The organism is Mucilaginibacter sp. NFR10, from assembly GCF_900100445.1.
Taxonomy (GTDB): Bacteria; Bacteroidota; Bacteroidia; order Sphingobacteriales; family Sphingobacteriaceae; genus Mucilaginibacter; species Mucilaginibacter rubeus.
The window spans coordinates 1-4,074 of sequence record NZ_FMTV01000022.1; the positions used below are offsets into that span (position 1 = coordinate 1).

Sequence of the window (4,074 nt, forward strand, 5' to 3'; positions counted from 1 at the left end):
CTACTGGGTTCGAACCAGTGACCCTCTGCTTGTAAGGCAGATGCTCTGAACCAGCTGAGCTAAGCTCCCTTGCTTTTGGGACTGCAAATATAGGGCTTGATGTTTATTCTTCAAAAAATATTTTGCATTTTTTGTAATATGTTGATTTTTAATGAGATGTGTTTTAATAATTTACTTCACATCCCTGTACTGGGCACGGGGGCGGGGGTCTTCCGGAAGAATTTCCATTTCCGGAAATTCGATGTAGTGGGCATACCATTGTATGGCGCCTACCAAATCCAGCGCGTCTTCGGCAGCTACACTAACCGTTTCAAAGGCGTAAAGCTTCTGATCGGCGTATCCATAAAGCTGGATCTCGTTATCATCCGGACTAAATTGTTCTTCATCAAGACAGTAAACTTTTACCTTGAGGCGTGTATCCCTGGAATGGATCACATCCCTACAGGGGTTTTGGGGATCGGTTGCCAGTAAATATACATTATAGTCCATAATCGGTTTAACAAAGTTTATATGGGATGGTTTCTTTATTAAGCATTTAATACTCAGAATTGTTTGATTTTTTAATCTGTTTCCCCGGGTGTGGAAATTGCACCCTCGTTTGGGGAAAAAATCTACAGTTTAATATTTAAGTAATATTAAAAAGCTGTTTTTAAGGTATATAGATGCATGTTTAACAATTGGCATTTCGTTTGAATAAATGTTATTACCCTTCTCAAAGGGTTGTTTTTCATAGGTAGATGTAGGGTCGAAATACTGCGAGAGTATTTCGACCTTTTTTATTATCCAATGTTTGGTGCCGGTTTCCTCTTTAAGCAGGTTTATGTAACCGGATAGGTCATCCAGTTTGGGTGATGATGGGTGAGGTAGTTTAGCCGATCGAGTTTTAACCTCTGGGAAAATTATACCACTATTTCCAGGAAAGTATTTACTCACTTTATATTCACTACGCCTTTGAAAATGCGTTCTGAGTACTGGAAAGGCATTTTGGCATTTGGCCCCTGGTTTGAATTACAGTTAATACCCTTACTAAAAAGGGTTGTTTTTCATAGGTAGATGTAGGGCCGGACCAACTGCGAGAGTTGTCCGGCCTTTTTTTATTACGGCGTTATGTTGCCTGATAATTAAAATGTAGCCTGCCGAAATTAACCATTGGGAAATTAATTCCCGGTTTTGGGTGTCATTTCTACACATTGAGGTGCGGTTGTGTTTTAAAAAGCTGCCAATTAGGCATTTAAAGCCATTTTTAAACATTGGCATCAGGTTTGAATATAGTTTAATACCCTTCTCAAAGGGTTGTTTTTCATAGGTAGATGTAGGGCCGGAATAACTGCGAGAGTTGTCCGGCCTTTTTTATTTAGCGGAAATTTCAATCTCTCTCTGATCTGATTGCTTTTTAATTAAGAATATTTAATGACAGTAGCTTATAATCCCCGATTTTGGGATTGCTTTCCACACGGTGACAACTGTTAGCTTCAAAAAGCTTATTTATAGAAGTTTAAAGCGGTTTTATGATTTGGCACCCGGTTTGGATAAGTATTAACACCCTTCTCAAAGGGTTGTTTTCATAGGTAGATGTAGGGCCGAAAAGCTGCGAGAGTGTTTCGGCCTTTTTTATTATTCCCAATTTTTTCTGAAGTTTTTTTAGCTGTAAATAGGGCCATGGGTTTTACCTGCAGTTAAACACTCCAATTAAGAGTAGATTAATTATCGTAAATTGAAATCTGTTGGATTATAACGGGCGTATATCCATCTACAAGATAACTAATTATAGCATTAAAAATCGAATTCTATGAAAACATCTGAACAGGAAAGCATAGGCGGAGCAAATATGGCCAGGAGGTCATTTTTACGCTATGCAGGGTTAGGCGTGGCATCAGCCGGACTCTTAGCTACAGCAGCTTGTCACAAAGACCATAAGGTAATTGTTGGCGGGGGCATTGATATCGGTGCCAAAGGCGATCTTGCGATCCTTAACTACGCTTACGCGCTTGAGCAACTGGAAGCTGCGTTTTATATCCAGGTAATTACCACCCCATATTCGGGGATGACCTCCGATGAAAGAGCGCTTTTAACAAGTATTCGTGATCATGAGATACTCCACCGTGAATTTTTCAAAGCTGCTTTAGGAGGTAATGCAATCCCTGCTCTTACCACCGATTTCAGCACTATCGATTTTACCAAAAAAGCAGCCGTACTTGGTGCTGCTAAAGCATTTGAAGATACCGGTGTTAAAGCTTATGATGGTGCAGGTTACCTGATTAAGGATGCCGGTTATTTAACCATTGCCGGTAAAATTGTATCGGTTGAGGCCAGGCACGCAGCATTGATCAGCAATATCCTGATGGCAGGGTCATTTGCTGCCGATGACCAGGTAGACAGCAACGGTTTGAACAAATCAGCTACCATTGCCGAGGTATTGCCTATCGCAAACACCTACCTCAAAACTAAAGTGAGTGCATCCAATTATAGTTACACAGCTTAATTCCACATCGCCATGAATTTATTTAATATAATAGACGAGATAGAAAAATTTGATCCCGAACTGAACGACAGGCTTAATCCGCGTCGTGCAGCTATCAAAAATATAACCAGCTTCGGTTCAAAAGTGGCTATGGCTGCTGTGCCGTTTGCCATGGGTACCATGCTCAAAAAGGCGTACGGGGCTGCTGCTGCTCCAACAGTGATTGAGGTTTTAAATTATGCTTTAACACTTGAATATCTTGAGTCGTCATTTTATAATACAGGTGCTGCCTCAGCAGGTTTGATCCCTGCTGCAGGCGCCTCTTATATCAACACAGTAAAAGACGACGAAAACCAACATGTGGCCTTCCTGAAATCAGCCATTACAGCTTCGGGCGGTACGCCGGTTACTTCGCCCAAGTTTGATTTTACAGCAGGCGGCGGCACAGGTAACGGGCCCTTTAAAGGTTTGTTCGGAAATTACAACTTGTTTTTGAAGGTGGCGCTGGCTTTTGAAGATACGGGTGTACGTGCTTATAAAGGCCAGGCACCTAACTTACTGGGCAATAAAGATATTTTGACCGCGGCTTTATCAATCCATGCGGTTGAAGCCCGCCACGCATCGGCTATCCGACAGTTGCTGGGCGTTTCCCCGTGGATTACCAGTACCGCTACTTTGGGTAATGATACCGGTGTGACGCAGGTTAACGGAAATTACGATGGCGAACAAAACGTTACCCAGGGTGGTGTTAACGTTACCACATTACCTGGTTTATCAAGCTCTTCAACTTCTGTTGAGGTGGCTACCGCAGCTTTTGATGAGCCATTATCTATGGACCAGGTGTTGGCTTTATTAGTAGGTACTTTTATCTACACCTAAATAAAGTTGTTAATTGAGTTAAAAAAAAGACCGGTTGCTTATAGCGCCGGTCTTTTTTTATAGGTTCAATTGAACTATTTATTCAATGCCTGCCTGCCAAATTTAATGAGGTCATTTGCCCTGATATAGCCTACGGTTCCTGATACGGGTTTGCCTTTGCTGGTAAATATAATCATGGTAGGGTAGGCCTGCAGTCCCCATTCGGCAGCCAGGGCAGGGCCTTGTCCTTTTTCCATGTCGATAGCTACATTTACAAAATTATCGTTGTAAAAATCGGCTACTTTGTTGTTTTTAAATGTGGTAGCCTTGAGCATTTTGCAGGGACCACACCAAGTGGCATAAGCATCAACAAAAATATATTTGTTTTGACGGGCAGCCTGTTTTAGAGCTTCGGTCCAGGAGTTTTCAATAAAGTTGATTTGGATTGATGACTTGCTTACGTTTTCCTGTGCCCTGACGGTGGAACTGAGTACGATAACAAGTGCGATGATAAAATAATTAATATGCAGGAATTTCTTCATTGTTAATAATAGCGATTATAAATAAAAACAGCACGTATATAATGCTTTATACGTGCTGTTTATTGTAGCGGTTATAAATTTATTCTACCGGTTTGCAGGTCGCCTTTCCTGCTGCTGGCGTTGTTGTTGTTGTTGCTGCTGTTGCTGACGCTGTTGTTGTTGCTGGCGTTGCTGCTCCTGCTGCTGACGTTGAGCCTGCATTTGTTGCTGGCG

Annotated in this window: 5 protein-coding genes; 2 read left to right on the forward strand and 3 right to left on the reverse strand. The window is 41.8% G+C overall.

The genetic code is table 11. The features are described 5' to 3' along the window. Nucleotides 1–171: 171 nt before the first annotated feature. Together BLP33_RS27045 and BLP33_RS27050 are read right to left on the reverse strand one after the other, a co-directional pair. Nucleotides 172–489: a hypothetical protein gene (locus BLP33_RS27045; RefSeq protein ID WP_090535036.1), complete on the reverse strand. Its 318-nt coding sequence runs from the start codon at nucleotides 487–489 to the stop codon at nucleotides 172–174. 129 nt (nucleotides 490–618) lie between these two features. Beyond that, nucleotides 619–933 carry a hypothetical protein gene (locus tag BLP33_RS27050; protein WP_090535037.1) on the reverse strand — a complete coding sequence of 105 codons (315 nt, stop codon included), beginning with the start codon at nucleotides 931–933 and terminating at the stop codon, nucleotides 619–621. An 856-nt stretch (nucleotides 934–1,789) separates the two neighbouring features. Here BLP33_RS27050 and BLP33_RS27060 point away from each other — a divergent pair. Both BLP33_RS27060 and BLP33_RS27065 read left to right on the forward strand, forming a co-directional pair. Continuing rightward, complete coding sequence (locus tag BLP33_RS27060; RefSeq protein ID WP_090535041.1) at nucleotides 1,790–2,482, forward strand: ferritin-like domain-containing protein; 693 nt, start codon at nucleotides 1,790–1,792, stop codon at nucleotides 2,480–2,482. Between the two features lie 12 nt (nucleotides 2,483–2,494). Further along, the gene (locus tag BLP33_RS27065; protein WP_090535042.1) at nucleotides 2,495–3,340 is read left to right on the forward strand and encodes a ferritin-like domain-containing protein; all 846 of its coding nucleotides are present in this window, start codon (nucleotides 2,495–2,497) and stop codon (nucleotides 3,338–3,340) included. A 74-nt stretch (nucleotides 3,341–3,414) separates the two neighbouring features. Here the strand turns inward: BLP33_RS27065 and BLP33_RS27070 are convergent, their stop codons facing one another. Further along, nucleotides 3,415–3,861, reverse strand: coding sequence for a thioredoxin family protein (locus tag BLP33_RS27070; RefSeq protein WP_090535044.1), 447 nt, complete (start codon nucleotides 3,859–3,861; stop codon nucleotides 3,415–3,417). Nucleotides 3,862–4,074 lie beyond the last annotated feature (213 nt).

What these genes read in the sequence shown, in the direction of transcription:
- BLP33_RS27060 (WP_090535041.1), top strand. Translation starts at nt 1,790, where the DNA reads ATGAAAACATCTGAACAGGAAAGCATAGGCGGAGCAAATATGGCCAGG.
- BLP33_RS27070 (WP_090535044.1), bottom strand. Translation starts at nt 3,861, where the DNA reads ATGAAGAAATTCCTGCATATTAATTATTTTATCATCGCACTTGTTATC.
- BLP33_RS27045 (WP_090535036.1), bottom strand. Translation starts at nt 489, where the DNA reads ATGGACTATAATGTATATTTACTGGCAACCGATCCCCAAAACCCCTGT.
- BLP33_RS27065 (WP_090535042.1), top strand. Translation starts at nt 2,495, where the DNA reads ATGAATTTATTTAATATAATAGACGAGATAGAAAAATTTGATCCCGAA.